At 38.7% G+C, this 24620-nt stretch carries 25 protein-coding genes and 1 other annotated feature; of the genes, 7 read left to right on the top strand and 18 right to left on the bottom strand.

What is annotated here, in order from left to right; all coding sequences use genetic code 11:
- Positions 1–160: 160 nt before the first annotated feature.
- Together BABA_RS04735 and BABA_RS04730 are read left to right on the top strand one after the other, a co-directional pair.
- Positions 161–1009: a DegV family protein gene (locus BABA_RS04735; protein ID WP_007083995.1), complete on the top strand. Its 849-nt coding sequence runs from the start codon at positions 161–163 to the stop codon at positions 1007–1009.
- Positions 1010–1109: 100 nt separating this feature from the next.
- Complete coding sequence (locus BABA_RS04730) at positions 1110–1694, top strand: YdcF family protein (RefSeq protein WP_040345282.1); 585 nt, start codon at positions 1110–1112, stop codon at positions 1692–1694.
- A 35-nt stretch (positions 1695–1729) separates the two neighbouring features.
- On the opposite strand, the gene BABA_RS04725 is transcribed toward BABA_RS04730, so the two are convergent.
- Positions 1730–2293, bottom strand: a complete 564-nt coding sequence (locus BABA_RS04725; RefSeq protein WP_007083993.1) for a GNAT family N-acetyltransferase — start codon at positions 2291–2293, stop codon at positions 1730–1732.
- A 275-nt stretch (positions 2294–2568) separates the two neighbouring features.
- Positions 2569–4008, bottom strand: coding sequence for a proline--tRNA ligase (gene proS, locus BABA_RS04720; RefSeq protein ID WP_040345192.1), 1440 nt, complete (start codon positions 4006–4008; stop codon positions 2569–2571).
- A gap of 39 nt (positions 4009–4047) precedes the next feature.
- Positions 4048–4263: a binding site (T-box leader), on the bottom strand.
- A gap of 135 nt (positions 4264–4398) precedes the next feature.
- Here proS and BABA_RS28260 point away from each other — a divergent pair.
- Positions 4399–4533, top strand: a complete 135-nt coding sequence (locus tag BABA_RS28260; RefSeq protein WP_268870142.1) for a hypothetical protein — start codon at positions 4399–4401, stop codon at positions 4531–4533.
- 135 nt (positions 4534–4668) lie between these two features.
- Entirely contained in the window at positions 4669–5553 is an 885-nt protein-coding gene (locus BABA_RS04715) for a cupredoxin domain-containing protein (RefSeq protein WP_007083991.1), read from the top strand.
- A 160-nt stretch (positions 5554–5713) separates the two neighbouring features.
- Here the strand turns inward: BABA_RS04715 and BABA_RS04710 are convergent, their stop codons facing one another.
- The 7 genes from BABA_RS04710 to BABA_RS04680 all read right to left on the bottom strand — a co-directional run bounded on the left by BABA_RS04710 (position 5714) and on the right by BABA_RS04680 (position 12122).
- Complete coding sequence (locus BABA_RS04710; RefSeq protein ID WP_007083990.1) at positions 5714–5995, bottom strand: DUF4190 domain-containing protein; 282 nt, start codon at positions 5993–5995, stop codon at positions 5714–5716.
- Positions 5996–6312: 317 nt separating this feature from the next.
- Entirely contained in the window at positions 6313–6981 is a 669-nt protein-coding gene (locus BABA_RS04705) for a cadherin-like beta sandwich domain-containing protein (RefSeq protein ID WP_007083989.1), read from the bottom strand.
- 278 nt (positions 6982–7259) lie between these two features.
- The gene (locus tag BABA_RS04700; RefSeq protein WP_007083988.1) at positions 7260–8516 is read right to left on the bottom strand and encodes a sensor histidine kinase; all 1257 of its coding nucleotides are present in this window, start codon (positions 8514–8516) and stop codon (positions 7260–7262) included.
- 9 nt (positions 8517–8525) lie between these two features.
- Entirely contained in the window at positions 8526–9197 is a 672-nt protein-coding gene (locus BABA_RS04695) for a response regulator transcription factor (RefSeq protein ID WP_007083987.1), read from the bottom strand.
- 96 nt (positions 9198–9293) lie between these two features.
- A complete protein-coding gene (locus BABA_RS04690; RefSeq protein ID WP_007083986.1) occupies positions 9294–10460 on the bottom strand; it encodes an ABC transporter permease in 1167 nt (388 codons plus the stop codon).
- A complete protein-coding gene (locus BABA_RS04685; protein WP_007083985.1) occupies positions 10438–11148 on the bottom strand; it encodes an ABC transporter ATP-binding protein in 711 nt (236 codons plus the stop codon). Before BABA_RS04685 ends, BABA_RS04690 begins: the two co-directional genes overlap by 23 nt.
- Complete coding sequence (locus BABA_RS04680) at positions 11148–12122, bottom strand: efflux RND transporter periplasmic adaptor subunit (RefSeq protein ID WP_007083984.1); 975 nt, start codon at positions 12120–12122, stop codon at positions 11148–11150. Before BABA_RS04680 ends, BABA_RS04685 begins: the two co-directional genes overlap by 1 nt.
- A 223-nt stretch (positions 12123–12345) precedes the next feature.
- Between BABA_RS04680 and BABA_RS04675 the strand changes: the two genes are divergently transcribed.
- Together BABA_RS04675 and BABA_RS04670 are read left to right on the top strand one after the other, a co-directional pair.
- Positions 12346–13806 carry an alanine/glycine:cation symporter family protein gene (locus tag BABA_RS04675; protein ID WP_007083983.1) on the top strand — a complete coding sequence of 487 codons (1461 nt, stop codon included), beginning with the start codon at positions 12346–12348 and terminating at the stop codon, positions 13804–13806.
- Positions 13807–14004: 198 nt separating this feature from the next.
- Entirely contained in the window at positions 14005–15474 is a 1470-nt protein-coding gene (locus tag BABA_RS04670; RefSeq protein ID WP_007083982.1) for a TerD family protein, read from the top strand.
- 40 nt (positions 15475–15514) lie between these two features.
- On the opposite strand, the gene selB is transcribed toward BABA_RS04670, so the two are convergent.
- On the bottom strand, positions 15515–17395 hold the full coding sequence (gene selB / locus BABA_RS04665; RefSeq protein ID WP_007083981.1) for a selenocysteine-specific translation elongation factor: 1881 nt from the start codon (positions 17393–17395) through the stop codon (positions 15515–15517).
- Positions 17396–17632: 237 nt separating this feature from the next.
- On the opposite strand from selB, the gene BABA_RS04660 reads away from it, so the two are divergent.
- A complete protein-coding gene (locus BABA_RS04660) occupies positions 17633–18937 on the top strand; it encodes an Nramp family divalent metal transporter (RefSeq protein ID WP_007083980.1) in 1305 nt (434 codons plus the stop codon).
- A 20-nt stretch (positions 18938–18957) separates the two neighbouring features.
- On the opposite strand, the gene BABA_RS04655 is transcribed toward BABA_RS04660, so the two are convergent.
- The 8 genes from BABA_RS04655 to BABA_RS04620 all read right to left on the bottom strand — a co-directional run bounded on the left by BABA_RS04655 (position 18958) and on the right by BABA_RS04620 (position 24522).
- Entirely contained in the window at positions 18958–19419 is a 462-nt protein-coding gene (locus BABA_RS04655) for a GNAT family N-acetyltransferase (protein ID WP_007083979.1), read from the bottom strand.
- A 119-nt stretch (positions 19420–19538) separates the two neighbouring features.
- Positions 19539–19955, bottom strand: a complete 417-nt coding sequence (locus tag BABA_RS04650; RefSeq protein WP_235749575.1) for a vWA domain-containing protein — start codon at positions 19953–19955, stop codon at positions 19539–19541.
- 136 nt (positions 19956–20091) lie between these two features.
- Positions 20092–21063: an alpha/beta fold hydrolase gene (locus BABA_RS04645; RefSeq protein WP_007083977.1), complete on the bottom strand. Its 972-nt coding sequence runs from the start codon at positions 21061–21063 to the stop codon at positions 20092–20094.
- 109 nt (positions 21064–21172) lie between these two features.
- Positions 21173–21751, bottom strand: coding sequence for a uracil-DNA glycosylase (locus BABA_RS04640; protein ID WP_007083976.1), 579 nt, complete (start codon positions 21749–21751; stop codon positions 21173–21175).
- A 49-nt stretch (positions 21752–21800) separates the two neighbouring features.
- Entirely contained in the window at positions 21801–22319 is a 519-nt protein-coding gene (locus BABA_RS04635) for a hypothetical protein (protein ID WP_007083975.1), read from the bottom strand.
- Positions 22320–22384: 65 nt separating this feature from the next.
- Positions 22385–22945 (bottom strand): maltose acetyltransferase domain-containing protein, encoded by a 561-nt coding sequence (locus BABA_RS04630; RefSeq protein WP_007083974.1) that lies wholly within the window; start codon positions 22943–22945, stop codon positions 22385–22387.
- A gap of 52 nt (positions 22946–22997) precedes the next feature.
- Positions 22998–24197 carry a DUF2812 domain-containing protein gene (locus BABA_RS04625; protein WP_007083973.1) on the bottom strand — a complete coding sequence of 400 codons (1200 nt, stop codon included), beginning with the start codon at positions 24195–24197 and terminating at the stop codon, positions 22998–23000.
- On the bottom strand, positions 24190–24522 hold the full coding sequence (locus BABA_RS04620; protein ID WP_007083972.1) for a PadR family transcriptional regulator: 333 nt from the start codon (positions 24520–24522) through the stop codon (positions 24190–24192). Before BABA_RS04620 ends, BABA_RS04625 begins: the two co-directional genes overlap by 8 nt.
- Positions 24523–24620: the final 98 nt, after the last annotated feature.

Below are 24620 nucleotides of genomic sequence, written 5' to 3'. Positions count from 1 at the left end.
ATTAAGTGATATAAATCACACATAACTATATTTGCATTATTTATTGATAGCAATTTCACAAATTGTTCACTTTTGAACATGACAAATGTAACTAGTCAGTTGGTATCCATTTTTATATGGTTATTCTAGTTAGAAATAACCACTGGAGGAAGAGGATTAGATGAACAAACCAAAGATTGCGTGGATTACTGACACGACCGCTTCTCTAAGCAAAGAGTTTATTGAACAACATCATATTCATGTTATTCCACTGCACGTTGTGATTAATGATGAATTTTATAAAGAGACTATTGATATTTCGGATAAAGAATTTTATGAACGAATGAAAAATGAGGAAGGCAAATTTCAAACCTCTCAACCATCGATTAATGATTTTGTTGAGCTATATAGCAAATTAAAGAAAGACTATGACTGCGGGATTGCCATCCATGCCTCAAGTTTATTGACTGGTACCTATCAATCGTCGGTTATGGCAGCAGGCATGGAAGAGTTTAAATTGTTTGCGATAGATTCACAAACCGGTTCATACCCTCTTTCGCATTTGATAAAAAAAGGGATAGAATTAGTAGAATTAGGGGTTAATGTCGATGAAGTGGTAGCACAATTAAATGCATTACGTGAGCACACTCGGCTTTTTTTGGTTCCCTCAAATCTAGATCAGCTCCATAAAAGCGGTCGGGTTTCAGGCGGTCAAAAAATATTAGCGTCTCTCTTTAATATCAAACCTATTTTATCGATTGAAGAAGGTGCTGCAAAAATAAAGGACAAAGTTCGCACCGAAAAGAAGGCTTTTGCTTGGCTGATCAATAAACTAAAGGAAGATATTGAAACCAAATTAGTTCAGAAAGTGGCCATCGTCCATGCAAATGATATAGAAAAGGCAGAGCTGCTTGAAAAACAGGTAAACGATTCATTTCCTGCTATTGAAACCGAAAAATTAATGCTCATAACAGTCGCCGGCGTGCATACTGGGGTTGGAACACTGGGGCTTTCGTGGGTATGTGAATAACATTGAAAAGGTGAATGGTATTACCTGCACTTTTTTATATTATAGACTGTCATTTTATGGTACTATTTAAATAATGACTTTAGGAAACGGATTGGAATGGATGAAGAAAAAGAAAAGAATAGGATCAATATTTCGGATTCTCGTGATTTTAGGTCTAATCTATGCCGGCTTTCTGCAATATAAAATTAGCCAGTCTAGTAACGTAGATACACCTAAGAACGCTGATTATTTAATTGTGCTTGGGGCAAGAGTAAAAGGTACCGTTCCCACACTTGCATTTGCCAGCAGAATTAATGCAGCCGCGAAATATGCTTTGGAAAATCAGGATACCATCATTATTGCTTCCGGGGGCAAAGGATCCGGTGAAGAAATCTCCGAAGCGGAATCCATCAAGCGGGAACTTGTAAAACAAGGAATTAATGAATCTATGATTATGTTGGAAGATCGTTCAACTGATACCTATGAAAATATTCATTTTTCAAAAAAGCTTATCCCCCGGGAGGCAAAGTCTGGGCTTGTGGTGACAAATACGTTTCATCTGTACCGTGCTCTCTCAATAGCCCGCGATCAAGGTTTAGATGTGCAGGGGCTCCCTGCAAAGACGCCCTTGAAAGCGGTAATAAAATCCTACACCCGTGAGTATTTAGCAATTACTAAATTCTATTTAAAAAGGTATATACTTTGAAAAACTCGACTAATGAGGTCGAGTTTTTCTTTTCCTCATTTCAGGATTTTAGCGAAAACACATGTATCTCTTACTTCTTTCCCATCCCCTGATAATCCATCATTAAGTAAAATACCCTCTAACGTAAATCCTAACTTTTCAGGAATAGCCCGACTTCGGACATTCTTAGCATCACAACGAATCTCGACACGTTTTGCATTCAAATTGGTAAAGGCAAAATTTATGATTGCCTCTGCTGCTTCAGTAATATACCCTTTTCCACTATACCGGGTATCAACCCAATATCCGATTTCAAATTTAGGGATGTCCCAGTTTATTCTATGTAAGCCCGAAGATGCAATAAATTCGCCTGATTCTTTATGAAAAATATGAAGGCGTAAATCCTCGCGCGTGAAAAACTTCGCATAGGCCTCCCTTATGTTTACCTCGACATCTTCTTCTGTTTGCCCTATATGTGCCCACGGCATCCAAGGTTTCAGTTCATTTAAGGAGGCTAGCATTGCTTGATGCACGGCTTTTCCGTCACCAGGCATTGGCTTTCGGATTAATAATCTTTCAGTGTGGAATTCATCTGGAAAATCTATTAGGATTGGTTTCATTTTTCAGTTCCTCCTATCTGATTATTTACTATTCGCTAGAATTGATGGGATTCCTTTTTTTAAAAATATAATTTATCAAGTAATTGAGATTCGCTCATTGAAAGGTAAAATTCGCTAATAAAATGCCTATATTCGCTCATTGAACACCAAAATCCGCTCATTGAAAGCATATATTCGCTTATAGGAGATATTTTTCTTCAAAAAGGACTATTCATGATACTTTTTTCCGAAAAAAAGACCCTCCCATAAAGGAAGAGCCTCTCCATTACCTAATTTTAATAAGCTTTTGCCCAATAAACCATCTGTTTTGCTTCTTTTCCGCAACAAACGCAGTTTTCGGCCAGATTTTCTTGTTCAAATGGGATACAACGTGATGTTGCTCCTGCATCTTCCTTGATTTTCTCCTCACAGGCTAATTCTCCGCACCACATGGCTTTGATGAAGCCTGGTTTTGCTTCAAGGGATTCCTTTAATTCAGGAAGGGTTAAGGCAACCGTTGTTCTTTCTTCGCGATGCTTAAGTGCCTTGTTGTATAAATTGGATTGAATGTCATCCAGTAATTCAACGAGCTTCATTTCTAACTCATCCAAAGGAACAATGACCTTTTCTAATGTATCCCGTCTTACTAAAACAACTTGCTTTTTCTCAATGTCTTTTGGCCCAACTTCAAGACGAACTGGAATCCCCTTCATTTCGTACTCATTGAATTTCCAGCCTGGCTTTTTATCGCTGGCATCGATATCAACCCGTGCGACCGAACCAAGTGATTTTTTCAACTCATAAGCAAAATCAAGAACGCCCTCTTTATGCTGCGCAATCGGTACAATCATGACTTGTTTTGGTGCGGCATTTGGCGGAATGACTAGTCCGCGGTCATCGCCGTGCACCATGATCAATGCACCAATAATCCTTGTTGTGAAGCCCCATGATGTTTGATGCACATATTGCAGCTTTCCTTCTTTGTCTGTGTATTGTATACCGAAAGCTTCGGCAAATCCAGTACCAAAATGGTGGGAAGTACCAGATTGTAGTGCTTTCCCATCATGCATCAAGCTTTCAATTGTAAAAGTAGCTTTTGCACCAGCGAATTTTTCCTTCTCTGTTTTTTGTCCTTTTACTACAGGAATCGCAAGAACGGTTTCACAAAGTTCGGCATATACATTCAGCATCTTGATCGTTTCTTCCATCGCGTCTTTATCAGTCGCATGAGCAGTGTGTCCTTCCTGCCATAAAAACTCTAATGTACGTAGGAATGGACGGGTTGTTTTTTCCCAACGGACAACATTGGCCCATTGGTTATATAGCTTTGGTAAATCTCTGTGAGAATGAATGATTTTACTATAATGTTCGCAGAATAGCACCTCGGATGTCGGGCGCACAACCAGCCGCTCAGCCAATGGTTCAGAACCGCCATGGGTTACCCATGCCACTTCAGGGGCAAATCCTTCGACGTGATCCTTCTCTTTTTGAAGCAGGCTTTCTGGAATAAACAACGGCATATAAACATTTTCATGCCCTGTTTCCTTAATCCGATTGTCTAATTCATTTTTAATATTATCCCAAAGCGCATAGCCATATGGTCGAATAATCATCGATCCGCGTACGCTTGAATAGTCAATTAAATCTGCTTTCGTCACAACATCTGTATACCACTGGGCGAAATCCTCGTCCATACTGGTTACATCTTTTACAAATTCCTTAGCCATTTTTGACACCTCATTAATATTTTTAAATGCAAAAAGACCTCAATCCTCAAAAGGGACCAAGGCCTGGCGGTACCACCCTAACTTCATAAAGCAAGTGCTTTATACTCTTTCCATGGTAACGGAGTTTATCCGCATGTATCTTCAAGTGCATCCGATACAGAACTCAGAGGCAGGTTCAAATGACTGTCTTAAGAAACCTCGCACCATTGGTTTCCTCTCTTGATAAGACCATTTCACTTTACTAATCCCCGTCATTGTTTCAATAGTATTTTTTCAAAATTATATCCGTACCACTCGCAAATGTCAATTCCTATGGTGGAATATTTTTCTTTCATGCTACTTTAAACAAATTATTATATGGGTTAAAATGCATGTAAAAGAAAAAGTGAGGTGATTTGCGTGCAAAAGGAGGACAAAGACGGTCTCGATATAGAGGAAGAAGAAAAGGAATTTTTACTTGAATACATTCGGATGCAAAATGAAGCACTTAAACGTATTTTCAAAAATACACTCGATAAAGAAAAAGAAGAATAATTTCCCCAATCCTCCCCTTCTTACCCAATATTCATAAAACGTTCATATCCCTTATACCTTCAAGGCAGTAATTTGCATTTATAATACTCTTATGTTGTTTATTTCTAAAGGCCACCACATAAGAGGAGACGAATCATGAGCATTTTTTCGATTATTTCAGCTGTTTTTGTTGCCATTGGCACAGGCTATTCTATTTATCTTGTTTACCGTCATAAAAACAAATTGACTAACACCCCGGGAATGATGATTAGCATGGTTATTGCCGTTATTACGGGCTTGCTATCCGGCAGTATGATCGGAATTACCTCTGGTGAAACATTTCTTGTCGTTGGTGTCAGTATGATTATTGGTTTCGTCGTTGGTTTCTTGGCCGGGCACCCGGTGGGACTATTAGCCATCCTCATGGGGGCTATTTCCGGCTTAATGGGTGGCATTAATGGCGCTATTCTTGGAGTTTTCCTGCAATTCATTAACCCTACAATTTTACTTGGTATTTTATTAGGTTTTTATATTGTTATTATCGGGTTTGTCATTGTATATATTAAAGTTGCCACAAACAGTAAATTTTCAATCAACACGCAGGAGCTATCCCCTTTTGCGATTATTGCAGGTGGGGTGGTGCTCATTTCATTATTTTTATTTATGTATAGCAGCGATATGGTGGAAATCCCTGGGGAAAATGAACCCCTGCAAACACAAGCTTCAAATAATCAGACCGTTAAGAAAACAGAACTTGATGTTACCAAAGAAAGCACACCTAAAGTGAAGATGCTTGTAACGGAAAAAGGCTACACACCAAACGTCATTCGGGTGAAAAAAGGGGTACCAGTTGAACTTGAAATTGAAAATCCGCTTGAAAACAATAGCTGTTTATCCACCTTTATGATTCCGGATTTTCATGTAAATAACATAAATTTGAAGACCGGAACCACCAATCTATCATTCACACCTGACAAAACGGGAGAATACACCTTTAGCTGTGGTATGAAAATGTTTAAGGGTACCGTCATCGTGGAATAAATAAAAAACAAACCTGTGAGCGAAGGTAACGGGTTCTCTTTAGGGGGACAATAGTTTATATTCATCACTATATTTAGCCATAAAAAAAACACCCCAAAAGTCAGATTTCACTCTAACTTTTGGGGTGCAGTACAAAATGTCTCTTTTTAGTAGTTATAAATTAGCCACTAATAACGGTTCCTGAAGAAGTTATAGAGAAAAAGGCAACGTACCCCAATACCATAAATACCTGAAGAATAATGCCAACTATACTACAAATTAAACCTGCGGTTGCTAATCCTCTACCATTTTCATTTGTCTTATCAATTTGCTTTACAGCTTTTCTTGAAAATACAATTCCAATAATGCCTAAGATTACACCTATAAAAGGAATAAATAAAGATAAGATACCGACAGTTAAAGAAATTACTGAATTATTGTTTGTTTGATTTTTTTCGGACATTTTCTACCCTCACTCCTTTAGATAATTTTACCATTATTTATTTATCTTAGATATAAAATATCTTTATTTAGGGAAAATGGCCACACCTATAGCTATTAAAATTGCACTTCATATCTAATGTACAATGGCTATTGTACAATGTTAAATTTATGCTAATATTGGTGCTATTTTTATCAGATTTTCTAAACAAATGGCTCTATTTCAATAAAGAATGCCTATCCGCTATTTTGAATAGGTCGCGATTTAATAAGCTAATTTACTATTTTGTCCCCCAGAAGAGAACCCGCCCGTTGTCAGCGAAGGCAGGTTTGTTTTTTTTATTCCATCTTATCAAACACAAGGACATATGTTTTACGGTCACCATCATCATAGGTTACTACAATGGGAATAATCGTTTTAGGATCATCTTCTAACTGAATGGTTTTGCTGCTTTCACCATTAATTGTTATTGTGGAGGCATTGTAGCTTGCGGTTGGACTAATGGTGATCGTTTTTGCTTCCTTTGAAACTGCTATATGGTAGGTAAATTTATCTTTACTAAAAGTGCCGTCCCAAGTACCCTCAGAAACTGTTAGGGAAGAAAGTGTTGCCTTACTTGTTTTTTGCTCTGGAGCTGAGTTTTGCTGCAGACTAGTTGGCTGGAAAGAAATATTACTGTTATTCCGCGATGAATTATTATTATTTGATGAATTGTTGGGTGCCAAACTTGTGGCTGCAGCTTTGGTTACATGTATTGTATAAGTTCTCTTATCACCATTTTCTGCTGTAACGGCAATGACTATGTCTGTTTTTCCATCCGCGAGTTTTACGGAAATACCTGCCCCCTTGACTAAAGTTCCATTCACTTCGATGGTTGCTGTCTTATCAATTGATGTAGGGGTAACCATGATGGCATTAACATCATTTGTTACTTGAACAGTATAATCAGTTATTGCAGAAGAAAATGCCGGCGTGAGTGCTCCCGCAGATAGTTTAATATTTTGCAATAGATTATTTTCATTTTGTTGTCTTGTAATCGTTAAGGTATAAGTATTTGCTGTTTCTATATACTATCATAATAAAATAGTGAAATTTGGACTTACTTTACCCTTTAATGCTTAAGATAACCGTAATTTTCATGTTCCTCTGATTAAGAAACCTCTATGTTATCATCATGCTGTTTCTTCCATTTTCGCTCGGCACTGCACGAAAATGTGCTTGTACCAATTGAACATATTATGAAGGGCAATCCTTAAGATTTTCTTAAAAAAAAATAGCCCAAAATTTAACTTCTTTGGGCCTTAGGAAAAATAATTTCAATTGAAGTCCCTTTGCCTTGGGTACTTTGAACTTTTGTTTTACCGTAGTGTTTATCAATAATCCATTTAGCGATTGATAATCCTAGTCCGGTTCCTTCTGCGGCGGTTCTTGACTTATCACTTTGATAAAAACGATCAAAGATTTTCGGTATATCCTTTTCAGGAATACCAATCCCGTTATCCTTGACTTGTAAGAAAAGCGAAGTGTGACTTTGCCTGCACGAAAGCAAGATCTCTCCGCCTTCGTGTGTATACTTCATGGCATTGTCCAATAAAATAACGATTAGCTGATGTATTCTCTCTTTATCGGCAAAAAAATGAACAGATTCAGCAGCTTCTAGGCTTAGTGACTTTTCTTGATAAAAAGCAATTTCATCATATTGCTGTATAATTTCCCTTAGAAGCTCGTCTAATAAGAAATCAGACTTTTTCATTTCAATTTGATCGGAATCCGATCTCGCAAGAGTTAGTAAATTTGTTACTAGTTTAGACAGCCGCCTTGATTCTTTGGAAATCGTCGAAATATCGAGAATTTTATCTTGTACAGTCGCTCCTGGGGTTCGAAAAAGTAAATCTGTTTTTGCTTGTATAACGGCTAAAGGCGTTCTTAGTTCGTGTGAAGCATCTGAAACAAACTCCTGCTGCTTTTGCCAGGCGTTTTTAATCGGCACTAAAGCTCTTCCCGCCAAGAAAAAACCAGAAGCAACTGCGCAAATTACTCCTAGACCACACCCTAGCAGAATAATTAATAGTAGTCTGTCTAATAATTCCTTTTCAGAATTTACATTACGGATTAATTGGACCGTTATTTCTCCAACTTGAGGAAATCTTACTTTAAAGGCGATATAGCGAAATGAAAAATCTTCCACCTTTACATCCTGTAATGTATCTAATATCTTTGGTTGAATGAGCTTTTGATGATCCGTTAAAATACCAAAATCACGATTTTGTTCTGCCAGAAGCTGATTTTGCTCATCCCATATCAGAGTTAAGATTCTTGGGTCTTTTCCAATAAACCTATGTCTTGGTCCTTCTGCATCTTTCCATTGACCTGGCTGACCTTGGTTTTTGAAAAAATCAACCGATTCCATTAACGTTTGGTTCACATCCTTATAGAGCCTATTCTGAGTATAGAAATAAATAGTGCTTCCAAGAATGCTAATCAAGATAATAAATACTAAGGAGTTTAACAACGTTAGCCGAATATGTGTTTGACGAAACATAATAGTCTCCTATTCTTCGTTAAGCATGTAGCCGACACCACGGATGGTTTTAATATCAGCATGATAACCAAACGGTTCTAATTTTTTTCGGAGATGGTGCATAAACACTTCGACAATAGCAATAGTTGTATCTGAATCAAATCCCCAAACACGGTCATATATTTGTTCTTTTGTTAAAATTGCTCCTTTGTTTTGGATCATAAATTCCAGAAGCTCGTATTGTTTAGATGTTAATTTGATAGAATCACCATTTGCAATAATATCCCTTTCCTTCCCCAGAAGTTCAATCCCGCGATATTGTATCGTTTGATTTGTCGTAAGGCTGCCGCTGCGCCTTAATAGTGCGCGGATTCTTGCCTTTAATTCTGCCGCTTGAAACGGTTTAACTAGATAGTCATCACCGCCGTTATCCAGTCCTTTTACCCGATCCTCCAAGGAATCCCTAGCTGTTAAGAAGAGTACAGGTGTTTTCAACCCTTTCTTTCGAATTTCCTGTAAAACCTCGAAGCCGTCAATTTCCGGAATCATCACATCAAGCACAATGGCATCATGAATATTTTGCATTGCTAAAAATAATGCATCTTCCCCATTCGATGCCTGGTCTACTTCGAATTCATCTGATAAAAGCTGAACAATTGACTCTAATAAAGGAATATTATCTTCTACCACTAATAAGCGCATATCAAACTCTCCAATTAATTATTGATTTTTCTATCATTCATTATATAGCAATAAAGCGGACGAAACATATTTGTGTCCGCTTTTTACCTTTTGCTATTATTCATAACGAAGCGCTTGGATTGGATTTAACTTTGAAGCCTTATTTGCTGGGAATACACCAAATACCACTCCGACCGCTAATGAAAATAAGAAAGACGAAAACATAATGGAGGATGTGAATGTGACAGTTAAATTTAATAGTGCTGATAATAGTTTCCCCAATCCTACTCCCGTTAGAATCCCTATTAGTCCACCGACTCCACTTAATACCACAGCTTCGATAAGGAATTGGAGAAGGACATCGCGCCTTTTAGCTCCAATTGCTTTTCGAATCCCTATTTCTTTTGTTCTTTCCGAAACAGATACCAGCATGATATTCATGATACCAATTCCACCTACAAGCAATGAAATACTGGCAATACCGCCTAACATCATCGTCATTGTATCATTGACGGAGCTCATCGTATCCATTAGATCCTGCTGGTTCGTTACACTATACGAATCACTTTTGTTAGGAAATAATGAAGCCATTTTCATTTCTACTTCGTTCATCACAAAATCCATTTGATCTTCACTTTTTCCTTGTAAATAAACCTGACTGATCGTCGTACTCTTAACCAAGCGTTGTCCCGTACTTAAAGGAACGATTATAACATTATCACCGCTTTGTCCCAAGGAACTTCCTTTAGAAACGAGAACGCCAACAACTTTGAAGGAGGTTCCATCAATTTGAAGATATTGACCGACTGGGTTTTCTGTTCCAAAATAAGAGGAAGCTGTATCCGAACCAATGACCGCAATCTTCTGTCGATATTCAATATCTAAGTCGGTAATAAATCGGCCTTGGCTAACCTTTGCATCTCGAACAGATGAATAGGCAGCGTTTGTTCCGATTAAAGAAACCTGTGATGTTGTTCTATCTTTTTTCACATTTACACGTCCCTGAACGACAGGTGCCACCGCTTTAACTCCGTTTAATTTACTTAACCCATCAATTTTATCTTCCGATAAGACAATATCTGTTCCAAAGGAATTAATCGTTAATAAATTTGTACCTAATTGATTAATTCGACTTGTTACATTTTGAGCAGACCCTTGTGCAATAGAGACGAGAATGATCACTGAGGACACCCCAATGATCATCCCTAGCATTGTTAATGCCGACCTAAGTTTATTTCCTTTAATACTCCGGAGTGCCATCTTAATAGATTGCCATATTCCCAATTAGTTCACCCCCGTTCTCTTGCAGCTGCCCATCCTGAATACTGACCATTCTTTTTGCTTGTTGGGCAATCGTTAAATCATGTGTTATTAAAATAATCGTATGGCCTAACTCGTTTAATTCTTGTATTAAATATAATATCTCCTGACTCGTCTTGCTATCTAAGGCTCCAGTCGGTTCATCCGCAAGTAGAATCGAAGGATTACCTGCAAGGGCTCTGGCAATGGCAACCCGTTGCTGCTGTCCCCCCGAAAGCTGGGTTGGCAAATGTCCTGCACGCTCTCTTAACCCAACTTTCTCTAGACTCTCTAAGGATTTTTCACGCCGTTCTTTCGCAGGTATACCCGCATAAAGCAAGGGAAGTTCCACATTCTCAAGAGCTGATAATTTGGTTAACAGATTAAAATTTTGAAAAATAAAGCCAATTTTTTGATTTCGAATTACCGCTAGCTGATTGTCATTCATTTTTCCAATATCTTTACCATCCAGTAAATACGTTCCGGATTCCGGCAGGTCCAGGCAGCCAATCATATTCATCAAGGTCGACTTTCCTGAACCGGAAGGACCGATAATGGCTAAAAATTCACCCTTGTCAATTTCAATGGATACATCATTTAACGCACGGACAGTCTCACCGCCAAGTTTATAGGTTTTCATTAGATTCCTAATTTGAATAATAGGTGTACCCATTAATTTCCGCTCCTTCCGCCAAATTGTGCTCGTCCACCCCCACTGCGGTTCATTCCTCCCATATTACCAAAACCGCCCATTCCACCTCCAAAGCTTCCTTGCATCGTTCTCATTTGATTACCGGAGGAGTTTCCAGTTGCTAATTGTGGTAATTGAACCGTATCACCTTCAGAAAGACCATCAGTGATTTCAACAAAATCTTCATTCGCTAAACCCGTTTTCACTGTTATTTGCGCTTTTCCTGAATTCGCATTGTCTGTACCTGCCGAAGCCGCGATGACATATTTTTCACCATTGACTGTATGAACCGCATCCAGTGGTACATAAAGAGTATTTTCTTTACTAGCTGTTAGGATACTTGCTTCCGTGCTCATCCCTACTTTAAGATGATCTGGTTTGTCGATATGGATAGTGACATCAAAATTGGAGACGCCGTTTGTTGCTGCTCCCTCTTCCGCAACTGTTGTTACTGTTCCAGTGAAAATTTGGTCGGGAAACGCATTTACTTTTAAGGCTACAGTTTGATCTTTTTCGATTTTTGGAATATCAAGTTCATCAATTTGTACTACGGTTTGTAAGTCTTTGTAGTTGGTTAGATGGGCGACAACTTGTCCGTTATTAACTCGTTCACCATTTAGAACAGATATAGCAGTGATCACGCCATCAGCTGGTGCTATTATTGGATCACTTCCATCTATATAAGTCATCAGTACTGCTCCTTTTTTGACTTCCTCTCCTGAAGCAACTAACACTTCATCTATTTCATTGTTATCGATTAACGACTTTATATCTTCGTTCGTAACCGACTGCACCGTCCCAGACCCGCTAATCTTGACCTCTAATGTTCCTTTTTGAACATTTGCTGTCCTTACCAGTGCTGAAGCTGTCTGCGTACTTGTTTTTGATGAGTACCATTGGTATCCAACAAATCCAACTACCAGTACCCCTACTACAATTAAAATCCATTTTTTCATCTATGCTTACTCCTTTTCTGATCCCGGTCATGTGGCCAGAATGTGATTTAGAATAAGCCTATTATTACGTTTGTTCCTTAACATTTCCTTAAAGGAAATGATAAGAATGTTATAGTAGTCTAACGCTTTAATATGGTGAAATAATTAATAATTTAAAAAATTCTTTCTCTTGTGTAATATTCTGTTATATAATAATAAACATAAAGGAAAAAGGGGGAAATTTATGGAGAACTTTGTAAATTGGTTGAATGGAATTATTTGGAGTCAGGCATTAATTTATTTGTGTTTAGGGGTGGGGCTGTTTTACACACTTGCAACTAGGTTTCTTCAAGTCAGGCATATGAAAGATATCGTATCGTTAATGTTTAAAGGGGGAAAATCTGATGCCGGTATTTCTTCATTCCAAGCCTTAAGTCTTTCGTTATCAGGCCGCGTTGGTACAGGAAACATTGCCGGCGTTGCAACCGCTATTGCATTTGGAGGACCGGGAGCGGTTTTCTGGATGTGGATGATGGCCTTCTTAGGTGCAGGTTCAGCATTCATCGAATCTACCTTAGGACAAGTGTATAAAACAAAACAGGATGGTCAATTCCGTGGCGGCCCTGCATATTACATAGAAAAAGGACTAAACATTAAATGGTATGCTGTTTTATTCGCCATTGTAACAGTTATTGCAACAGGAGTGCTTTTACCTGGGGTTCAAGCAAATAGTATTTCCCTAAGTGTTGAAAACGCTTTCGGAATTAATCCAGCGATTACCGGCGGCGTCATTGTATTGTTCCTCGCGATCATCATCTTTGGCGGCGTAAAACGAATCGCTCGTGTTGCTGAAATTGTTGTCCCTTTCATGGCGTTAGCTTATATTTTAGTCGCTCTTACTATTACGTTTATGAATATTTCTGAATTACCAGGTGTATTAAAACTAATCTTCTCAAGTGCTTTCGGTGCAGATGCCGCATTTGGCGGGATCCTAGGTGCTGCCATTTCATGGGGAGTTAAACGTGGAATCTATTCAAATGAAGCGGGTCAAGGGACTGGTCCACATGCTGCAGCTGCGGCTGAGGTATCACATCCTGCCAAGCAAGGAATTGTACAAGCATTCTCTGTTTACGTAGATACGTTATTAGTTTGTTCTGCAACAGCATTCATGATTCTCATTACTGGTATGTACAATGTTACACCAGAGGGTGGAAAAGCGATTGTAACAAACCTTGGAAAAATGGAACCAGGTCCTGGCTATACACAAAAAGCGGTTGAAGCTGTATTCCCTGGCTTTGGGGCTCCATTTGTAGCACTTTCATTATTTTTCTTCGCTTTTACGACAATTATGGCCTATTATTATATGGCAGAAACAAACCTTGCCTATATTAATAGAAAAACAAAACGTCCTTGGACCATATTCCTTCTAAAGATAGTCATCTGCGGAATGGTATTCTATGGAAGTGTGAAAACAGCTGGTCTTGCTTGGGCATTAGGTGACGTAGGTGTAGGGAGTATGGCTTGGTTAAATATCATTGCGATTCTTCTCCTTACTAAACCGACATTAAAAGTGCTAAAAGACTATGAAGCACAATTAAAAGATGGGAAAGATCCTGTATTTGACCCTGTTAAGCTGGGAATAAAAAATGCAGATTATTGGGAACATGAGCATTCTACTCCACTTGAAACTGAAAAAACAGGCTGATGCATTGAATGGAATGAGGGGCTAACTTAGATAAGTTAGCCTCTCATTTCTTTTTGCCGAAAATAAAGTGAAACTTTTTGCCCCCTATCTCGTACAATTAAAGAACAGGCAAAGTATTTTTATAAACTAGAAGTTTTTCCCTTTATAGAAATTGCATTATAATCTACATAGAAACATTATGGATAAGGAGTGAAAAGTGTGGGTGTTACACTTAGTAAAGGGCAAAAGGTTGATCTAACGAAATCGCATCCCGGCCTGCAAAATGTAGTAGTCGGTTTGGGCTGGAATGGCAGCAGTCTTAGTTCCAATTTTGATTTGGATGCCTCAGCATTTTTATTAGGCGAATCTGGGAAAGTAAACAGTGATCAAGACTTTGTTTTTTATAACAACCCTAACGGCGGAAATGGCTCAATCATTTATAGCGGCGACAGCCGAATTGGTTCAGGTGTTAATGATGATGAACAGATCAGAATTGATTTGAACAAAGTACCTGCTCATATTCACCGAATTGCCTTTACCATTACGATTCACGACGCACAGGTAAAACGGCAAAATTTCGGACAAGTAGCAGAATCCTATGTTCGTATTTTTAATGAACTGACTAACGAAGAGCTGTTGCGATTTAACTTAGGCAGGAATTTTACGGTGGAAACGGCAATTGTTGCCGCTGAAGTATACCGTCATAACGGCGAATGGAAATTCAATGCGATTGCAAGTGGTTTTCAGGGTGGTTTAGCCGCTTTGTGCCGTAACTTTGGGATATCGGTTGATGATCCGCCAGCTAATGCACCGGCATCACCAGCAACTCAACAGCCAAATTATCAGCAAAATCAAATTCCTGGTAACAATTTTCAACCAACTAATTCGTTCCAGCAAAGTAATTCGAATCAATATGATCCATACCAGCAAAACCAAACTAGCTATAATCCATATCAACAAAACCAGCCGGGCAATAGCTCCTACCAGCAGCCGGCCTATGGGTATCCATCACAGACTGCAAACCCATCGTCATCTACCGCCCGTCAATCTTACGGTGGTGACGATATTATGTGCCCGCGCTGCCATTCAACAAATGTTCGAACCGGGAAAAAAGGATTTGGTCTCGGCAAAGCTGCCATTGGCGGATTAATCCTTGGCCCAGTCGGTTTATTGGGCGGTTTTATTGGGCAAAACCAATTAAAGTTCTCTTGTAATAGCTGCGGCAATAATTGGTCCCCTTCGCAAACGGATTATGCCGAATGGGCGAACAATCAAAAGCGAAAAGCACAGGATGTATTCAATCGCTATAAAAGTCAAGACGTTCTAGATGCAGTCGTTGCGGCATGCGCTTTAGTCGCAATGGCCGATGGATATCTAGACGCATCTGAACGGCAAAAAATGCTCGAATTTGTCAATCAAAGTGAAGAATTACGCGTCTTTGATACAAATAAAGTCATTCAGAAATTCAATTTATTCATTTCAAAAATGGAAAATGACCGCATGATGGGTCGTGCTGAAGCATTTCGTGCCCTTGGAAAAATAAGAACTAAGCCAGAAATAGCTCGCTTAGTTGCCCGCTATTGCATTGCTATTGGCTATGCGGATGGCAACTTCGACCCAACTGAACAGCAAATGGTTGCCGACATCTGCCGTGAACTTGGCTTAAACCCTGCTGAATTTCTTTCGTAACTTTAAAAGCCCCATTTCCAACAAGGAAATGGGGCTTTATTTATTTCCAGACTCGTTTGTTCTCAACTCTTTTTGTTAAACCATTTGCATCCAATCTTTCTAGAAACGGAATCATGTATTTTCTTGAAAGGTCAAGAACTTCCTTCGCTTCCCCGACTTCAAATTCAGAACCAGTTTGGCTGCGAAGTTTATCAACCGCTCCCCTGAACACTTCCCCATGATAGGCAAATTTCTCATCTAGTTGAACGATTAGCTGTTGGTCTTCCAAGAATTTCTTCAAATCAAACTCTAGTGTTTCCGGAATTCCAGCGGAAGAAAAATAGTCCTTTAGATACCGAACCTTAAGTCCATCCTTTTTTAATTCCATTAGCAGATTTTCAGTCCGTTTTTCCCAGCTTTTCGGAACATGCGGGACAAATGCTTTAAGGGACACGTATTGTTCTTTTCTCTTAAAAATTTCATTTGCAATCCCATTTTCCACAACAAAATCCAGCAATGATTTGGGAAACTTTTTTTGTAATACGTGCAAAAGCTCTGCCTTGTTTACCCCCGCCTTCATTGAATGAGTCAGATGGAATTCCTGTAATCTATCGAAAATATCTTCTTCAATGGAATTGATTATTGAATGAAGTGTATACTCTTTATCATTATATAAAACAAAGTCGTTATCGCTTAATTGCTCAGTTAATGCTTCATCATCAAGTGCAGTCCGTGTTATTAACTCATTTAGCTGAAGGCTCTTCCCTTCCACTAAAGCTGCCATGATTCGCTCCTTTGGGGTACCAACCTTTTTCTTCTCAAGATCTTCAACTGTCTGATTTCCGAAGCGATACTTATTTCCAAGTGGGTCAATAACCCAGCCGCCGCCAATTGTTTCCTGAGGGCTTGGCCTGCGTAAAATAAAGCGGTCGCCGCGTTTCGTTAGAATTTCTTCCTCAAGCCGCAGCTGACAAAGGATCTCGCCATTTTCTTCTTTAATCTCATTACGGTCAAAGAACACAATCCGTCCCATAACCTCCGCCGTACCAATATGAAGCTTGATTGGCATCCGCTGCTTGACCAGATGTTCAAGATCCTCCACTACCCGAATCGCCACATCTACAGTTCTCGTCACAATAAAATGTTCGGATGAAACAAGGACATCACCACGCTCTAAATCTTCCTTTGATACATTAGAAAGGTTGATTGCAGTCCTCTGTCCCGCATACGCCTTTTGGGCTTGTTTATGGTGGACTTGTATTTGCCTAGCCCTTACCTCCAGCCCGTTCGGCATTATTTTCAATGCTTGTCCTTCTTCAACGGTCCCTTCATAAACCGTTCCACGAACAACAGTGCCTTGACCTTTTACCGTGAACACTTGATCAATCGGAAGTCGGAATGCCCCTTTTGCATCACGCATTTCTTGTTCCATTAAGGTTTTGATAATCAGGTCTTTTGTTTCACCAATTCCTTTTTTTGATAAGCTGTCAACGAGCATAAATGGGGCACCCTCAAAAACTGTATTGGTTAGCTCTTCTAAAATATCATCCTTGACCAGTTCAATAAATTCTTCGTCTACCCTGTCAATCTTTGTAATCGCGATTACACCATTTTTTATCCCTAAAAATTTTAGGATGTCCAGATGTTCCCTTGTCTGTGGCATCACACCTTCATCAGCTGCAACGACCAGCACCACCAAATCAATTCCGGCAACTCCTGCAATCATTTGCCTGATAAACCGTTCATGTCCTGGAACATCAATTACGGAAATTTGGATTTCATCGTCTTCATATAATGGAGCAAATCCAAGTTCAATCGAGATTTGTCGTTCTTTTTCCTCTTTAAGTCGATCCGTATCCACATTGGTTAGGGCTTTCGTTAAAGAGGTTTTTCCATGGTCAATATGCCCAGCCATCCCAATCGTAAAATATCGTTTTTCCAAGCTTGCCACCTTCTTAATCGTTCTACCATTCTACTGTAGCTTTTAAAGTGACTTTGTTCAAGCGAAGATGTTGATTTCACTTTCTACTTCAAAAAATAATTATTTTTTAGGCAAAAATATTCACAAATTTTTCGAAATTTTATATAATGGATTTATAAATTTGCATCCATGCAACTTTTGTTCACAAACGAACAAACCTTGCGTCCACGAAAAACACATAAGAAAGGTTGGTATCTGATGAGCCAAACTAATTCACTTGCAGTTAACAAGGCTCGATCTGCAGAAGACCGAACTGTATCTGCTGCAAGAGATGCCATAAATGGAAAAGTTAAAGGGTTTCGAGCATTGTTGCCGTTCCTTGGCCCTGCCTTCATCGCATCAATTGCGTATGTAGATCCGGGAAATTTTGCTACTAACATTCAAAGCGGTGCCCGCTTTGGTTATAAAATGCTTTGGGTAATTGTTTTAGCTAACTTAATGGCGATGCTGTTACAGAACATGTCTGCCAAACTTGGAATCGCAACAGGAAGAAGCCTGCCGGAAATTTGCCGGGATCATATGCCGAAATGGCTCACCATGATCATGTGGATTGTTTCAGAGTTAGCAGCGATGGCAACTGACCTTGCTGAATTCTTAGGGGCAACACTCGCATTAAACTTACTTGCCGGCATTCCTATGCTGTTTGCTACTATTATTACAGGTGTAGTTACCTATTTAATTTTAATGCTTGAAAAATTTGGCTTCCGACCGTTAGAAAAATTCATCGCTGCTTTTGCGATGCTAATCGGGTTATGTTACTTAGTCGAAACAATCATTTCAAAGCCGGACTTTTCACAAATTGCCTATCATAGTGTCGTTCCATGGCTTGGTAATAGTGAAAGCATTATGCTCGCAGTCGGAGTAATCGGCGCTACCGTTATGCCGCACGCGATTTATTTGCACTCAAGCTTAACACAGAACCGGATTGTTCCACGAAATGATATGGAAAAAATAAAAATTCAAAAGTTTAGTACAAAAGAAATTTTGATTGCGATGACACTTGCCGGTTTCGTCAATCTTGCGATGATGTATATGGCAGCATCGGTTTTCAACACTTCCGGTCAAAGTCATATCGCCGACCTGACAACGGCCTACCATACCCTGACACCGCTGCTCGGATCTGCCGCGGCCAGTGTATTCTTAATTTCGTTACTTGCTTCAGGTGTTTCAAGTTCTGTCGTAGGTACGATGGCTGGGCAAGTCATCATGCAGGGTTTTGTAGGGTTTACTATACCATTATGGATTCGCCGCTTAGTCACGATGCTTCCAACCGTGATCATCGTAGCTATCGGTGTCGATCCTACTCAAACATTAATCATCAGTCAGGTAGTGCTTAGTGCCGTTCTTCCATTTCCAATTATCGCCTTAATTTACTATACGCAAAAGAAAGAACTAATGGGCGTGCTGACGAATAAAAGAATCACAACCGTTCTTTCTTCATTGTTTGCAGTAATTATTCTCGGATTAAATGTATGGATGGTTGTTCAGATGATGATGGGGTAATGTACAAAAGAAAAACACTATCATATTTTTGATGGTGTTTTTTCAAAGTTACTTATATAAAGCCCTGGAACTACTTCAAAATCGCCAACCATCTTATAGCCATTTTTCAGGTATAATCTTTTGGCGGGTGTATTGTCTTTACCGGTCGATACTTTAAAAGCTCTTAATTCCTTATGATTTTTCTCTACTTCGTCCAACAACCTTTGTGCAATTCCTGTACGAAAATGGGTAGGATTGACGATCATGCGGCAAATCGTCAGTTCCTCTTCCTCAATCGTATAGGAAAGTACACCAACGAGTTTCGTGTCCTCAAAATATCCCAAGAATAATTCCTTACATTTTATTAATTCTTCCATTGTCTCTTTTAGCGGCGGGATTTCAAAAAAATTGATAAGCTTTGCCTCAACAAGGTAAGAGGCTCTTTGCAGTTCAAACAATTCCTTGACGAGACTTAAATTATGTAAATCAATCTCTTTTATCATGTTTTAAAACCCCTTTTATGATTAGCACCCTTTATTACTATTCACCATCAATATTGAAATTTCCTATTTGTTTTAGAAACATAAATAATCCCCCACAAAAGTGAGGGATGGACGAGATTTCATGCAACTTTAATGGCTTTTCCAAACGGTACTCTCGGCAAAATGGCCCCGGGAACTAGCCAAAATAGTTCAAAATCCACTTGTTCCATTTCTTCAGAAAAAAAGCCAGTGACGTCTGTAATGTAAAAGAGGGTATCAATGTTTTCTTCTTTTGCCCACTCCAGCACTAATGTATAGGAAGATTTCCCATGTGTATAGTATTTGATCGTATCACTTTTTACGGGGGAAATACTTCTAATTTTGAAATCTGCTTGAACCAATATCGTATCAGGCTTCAGCTGTTCAAACAGTTTCACTATGTTATTGATCAAAAGGCTTGGTGCTTCATTCGTGGATGTATCGACAGCCAGCGCAATTTTTTTGTCTTGCCGCTGCTGGATCATGGAAAGCATGGTTTTATGCCATTTCAATCCCATCAACCCCTTTGTTTTGAATGAGTGAACCATCTTATTTTGAGTTATTTAGAAAGGGATTATGGCTGGATAATTCCGTCAGATAAAAATTTAAGTTTGTGGGAGAAACTAAATTCAGAGAAAATTGCTATTTCGTCCTTTACCGATTCAATCTTTCTAATACAATTCCGGTAAATTTCTCCAGTTCTTCATAATTAGGAGAATGGGCGGAGTTTTCAAAGGTAATCCATTCTTTACTCGGAGCTTCTAGTTGGTTAAAGAATTCCTGTGTTGGGGAGTGGGGCACCGTTAAGTCATATTTACCCATGATAAAGGTTACGGGTACTTCGACTTTTTGGATAACATCTTTCAAATCTAATTCTCTTAATTCCTTAATCATTGCTTTCATACTGAACAGCTGTCCCTTTACATGTCTAACCATATCAAAAAAGGTGTATTCTTTACTCATAAGTAGGTTTTTAACAAATTCTTTCACCAATTTCCCATCATGTGAAATTCCGCCCCCAAATAATTCGAGGTATTTCTGATGAACTTTATCATGTTTTAATTTGCCCCATGGCGGTTTTCCTATTTCTGAAAGCTCTTGAATCGCTTTTACATTATTTAATTCCCTTGCCATTTCCAAAACTAAATCATACGACAATTCCTCAGCCAGTCTCATACTTACTACTTGCGAAACACCAAAGTAGTGAAAAAAATGTTCCGGATGTTTGTTAATCGCTAACAGACCTAGAATACTTCCCCAGGAATGACCTAGTAAAAAAATCTTTTCTTTTTGATATTCCTTATTTAAATATGCAGTTACTTCAATTGCATCATTTAAAAATTGCTCAACATTCATCGTCCCCATAGGAATTTTTTTAGAATAAGATAAACCTGCTCCTCGTTGATCCCAATTTACAACAATGAAGTGCTTTTCTAGTTCCTGTTGATATTCCCGATTAAAACCAATCTGTGCTGCGCCAGGTCCGCCATGAATCATTAACAAGATAGGATTGTTTTTATTTTCACCTCTTATTAAAAGCCATTGGTTCACACCGCCAATATTTAATCTTTTTAATTCAGACACGGCATTTTCACTTACTATAGTTGGAGTTGATCTACTGAACATATACTCCCCCCTCAATGAATCTTAAATTCTTCTAAAATCATATTGTAACTTTTATCCAACTGAAAATGCGACACTTATTCAATTTAAGTATCGCATTTTGTTATATATTCTATGTTAATTTATTTTGGTAATGTTCGGCAACTAATTTCCAATCTTCCGCAAATGTTGACCAAAGGTTCGGTCGGCGTCTAACTGCTAATGGGTGGTAGCCTACTGCAGTGGGGTAACCTTGGACTTGATGAATCGTGCCGCGGAGTTTCTTGACCTCTGCCTCAGGGTCTTGGAAAAACGACTGCACCGCAACATTCCCTAAACACAAAATTAGCTCAGGCTTTTTTGCCATAAGCTGTTGGTCAAGATGCATCATACATGTCTGCCTTGTTTTTTCTTTTTCGTAGGCACGAACAGGTCTTCTTTTTAAAATAAAGGTCACATATAAATCTTCCATCGTTAAGCCAACCTCAATCGCCGCTTTTTGCAAGGTTTGCCTTGTCCCACATACAATGGAGTTCCCTTCACGATCCTCCCGTGCTCCGGGATTATCCAAAATAATCATGATTGGTGCTTCCGGGTTTCCTTCACCCCAAATCATTCGGGAACCATGCTGGTCAAGGCCGCATTTACAGCAATTGATTTGGTCTTCCGGTGTTGGTTCCTCCGGCCATAGAACTGGACAAAATTCTGTCATGCCTTTTCCTCCAGATTGCTTTTTAATGGTAGTGTAACCCAATTATTTATTAGTCCTTTTTGTAAAGTTCTCTTTTTTTCTTAAGGTATTCTTTTTCACATTTCAACAGTTTATAGGTAATGGCATTGCCCTTTGCCTTTTTCTTTTCAACGACTTCCCATTTAAAATTGTTAAGCTTAAGATGTACTGCAACATTGGTATTATCCGGCTGCTTGTAAAGTAAATAGGCTTCTAAAGGTTTAACAAACAAAGTCGGTTTACCGCGGGAGGCAACAATAAATTGTTGATGCAGAGACTGATAAACTTCATCTAGTTCTTTTCCACCATAGATAAGATGAGCGGCGTCTAATCCCCTGTCTGTTACCTCAGTAAAACTTTGATTATCAATGTCCAATTCTAGGCCAGAAATAATATCTTTCATGATCTCTTTATTGAATTCTACATCTCGAATTTCCCTATTTTCAAGGCAATCAGGTGATAACCTTGGCAGGTCATCCGCCTGGAATTTCAAAGAAGGGAAGCCAAGAGAAACAATTAGTCCCGCAATAATAATGGTTGTTATTTTCATGTGAAATAGCACCCCTAATAACGTATGAGCATATTATTCTGCATTATTAGGAAATTCATACCAAATTAGATTTTAATATTTTTAATAATTCTTGCAGGATTTCCACCAACTACAGTATTATCAGGTACATCCTTGGTAACAACCGCTCCAGAGGCAACGACGACATTATTCCCAATTGTAACCCCAGGGTTAATAATTGCTCCGCCGCCAATCCAGGCATTATCACCGATTTTTACCGGAGCCCCTAATTCCGCACCTGAAATTCTCTCAAATGGATTCAACGGGTGCGTCGCTGTATAAATGTGAACACCGGGTGCCACCATACAATTTTCCCCTATCCGAATTTCACAAACATCTAAAAATACACAATTGAAGTTCGCATAAAAGTTCTCGCCCACATGGATGTTATAGCCGTAATCACAACGAAAAGTCGGCTCGATGTATAAATTTTCTCCTGTTGAACCAAACAGCTCTTTTAAAATTTCTGAACGTTTGTCCCCCTCTGTTTCTAGCGTGAGATTAAATAATCTGGTAAATCTCCTGGCATTCTCACGTTCTTTAACAAGTTCTGTGTCGGCAGAGATATACAACTCACCATTAATCATCTTTTCTTTTTCTGATTTCATGATATGTCTCCTAAAATTAAATTTTGTTATCCAGTCAATCTAACAATTTTCATTAAATCCGTTTTTTTAATCGGCTGTAATACATCCATATCCGAATCGAAAAGCTGCCGAAAGACAGAATAGCAAACACCATTACAATTATCGTAAATATCCGTAACCTATCTAGTCTGTTATCCTGAATCAATTCTACTCCCAAACTTAAGTTAAACATATAAATTATAATTAACGGAAGAAACATGCAGGAATAGGTAATGGCAATCTTTCTGGCATGTTTTAATTGATTGGTTTTATCGGTATAAATCTCTGGACGTTCTTCATTCTCAGAATATTCACGGCTCCAGATTGACCATTTCTGTAATGATCCAAAGGATGCAAAAACTCGTTTCCAGCCTGCATCTCGATGGATATCAGAGTAGCTCTCATCGGCAATGTTTTGATAATCTGCACAATAGCTAACCTTCCGCGGGTGGCCAATTAGAAAGTGGAAGGTCGTTCCGGTCTTACTAACACGGATGAGATTATATCCTTGTTCTTCCATATTCTCAAGCCATTCCTCTAGCTTATCCGGCGCATACATCCAGCCAAGTTTTCTTTTTTTAATGAGTTTTCCTGAACGTTTTAACTGCTTTTCTTCCACTTTGCTAAGGCTACCTTCACCATGAGTTAGATTTGGTAGCCCATCTCTAATTATTTTTTCATTTAGTAATGTTTTATTTGTCCGATGAATTGTAACCACTGAATAAAGTGCTAGTACGAATGTAGCTAGTAAGGCTCCAAAATATATAAAGGTCAAAATCCAATAGGGGCTTTCCTCAATTATTACTTGGGAATCATCGGAAATTAGAAATAGCCCGGAAATACTTAGGAAAAATGCAGCCATAATCGATAAATAAATTAATAGACTGCCAAAAATATACATAATAATGCGGTTATGTTTGATAATTCCATCGCGAACAGTCGAGGTTTTCATTTGCTCCAATGGCTTTTCATTTGATGTAACAAACCAATTGCCCGTCCGTAAAACCTTTGTCCATCCCTCAAGCTTAAGACCTCTCGATAGAACCTCTCCCTGCATTTTATCAAACCCGATTCGGTATGTTAGCTTCTTAGGCTCACCTTTTTGAAAGAAAAAGATACGTGTAACTCGATTGATTTTTACTAAAAAATACCCTTTTTCAGCCATAGACATAAGCCATTTTTCTGTTTTTTGGACATCATAGCTCCAGAATGGTCTAAATACTTTTTTAATCATAAAAAATCCCCCCATATTTCAACGCATTCTGGTGCAGTTCCTGTAGTCTATTCATCTCGGTTGTGATTAGTTTTTTTCCTGTTTCCGTAATTTCATAAACTGTTTTTCTTTCCTCATCAGCAAATACGGTTATGATTCCATCTTTTTGCATTTTCGTTAGCGTTCCGTAAACAGTACCCGACCCTAAAACGATTCGCGAGTTTGTAATGTCTTCTACATGTTTAACAATTCCGTATCCGTGGCGAGGTTCTGTCAGTGATAAAAGAATATAGAATGCTGTTTCAGACATTGGCATATATTTTTTCAAAACTTTATCAATTTCCAATTCCCTCACCCCACAAGTCTTTGTTTGATTTATGTAAAAACTATGTCACAAGTAAATATGTCTTGCCATGACTATATCACGGTGTGACATATATATCA

It is taken from the genome of Neobacillus bataviensis LMG 21833, from assembly GCF_000307875.1.
Classification (GTDB): Bacteria; Bacillota; Bacilli; order Bacillales; family Cytobacillaceae; genus Neobacillus; species Neobacillus bataviensis.
Note: the sequence above shows the minus strand (reverse complement) of the source record. Positions and strands in the feature narration are given on the sequence as shown.